Here is a 502-nt window from a genome sequence, read left to right as displayed (position 1 = left end):
CCGCCGCGCCGATGGCCACGGCCAGGCCCAGCCACACGGTGGTGGCGAAGTAGCCGGGCAGCACGGTGGCGGCCATTTCGCGCAGGATGGCCCCGGCCTCGGCGCCACCGGCGCTGCCCGGCAGCCACGAAGCGAGCACGGCCAGCACCGGCAAGGTCAGCGCAGTGGCGAGCAGCAGCAGGGGAATGGATCGCAGGGCAGAAAGAAGGCGTGGCAAGGGCGGGCCCTGAAGGGAAGGGTCGGAAGAATCGGACGGGGCATTCCGGTCGAAGATGGCTTCGGTCGAGCGCTGAAGGGCACGCCGGCAGGGCCGTCTGGATGCAAATGCGAATTCTACGCATTGGCGCCTTCTAGAATCGCGGCCATGTTCCTTGAAGTCTCCCAACTGGAAGTGCGCTACGCCGGCCGCGCGCAAGCCGCCGTGCGCGGCGTCACCCTGGGCCTCGCAGCGGGCGAGATCGGCGTGCTCATCGGCCCCTCCGGCTGCGGCAAGACCACGCTG

The 502-nt window shown here is 69.7% G+C and carries 1 protein-coding gene and 1 pseudogene; one reads left to right on the top strand and one right to left on the bottom strand.

From position 1 onward, the window contains the following. Positions 1-217, bottom strand: a pseudogene (locus AC27IQ_RS27010) (iron ABC transporter permease); the annotation flags it as partial. 147 nt (positions 218-364) lie between these two features. Between AC27IQ_RS27010 and AC27IQ_RS27005 the strand changes: the two are divergent. After that, positions 365-502 (top strand): ATP-binding cassette domain-containing protein (locus AC27IQ_RS27005; RefSeq protein WP_487091538.1); only part of this gene is annotated, 138 nt, incomplete at its 3' end.

Source organism: Acidovorax sp. KPB24-07 (genome assembly GCF_057543315.1).
This window is presented reverse-complemented; position numbering and strand designations above follow the sequence as displayed.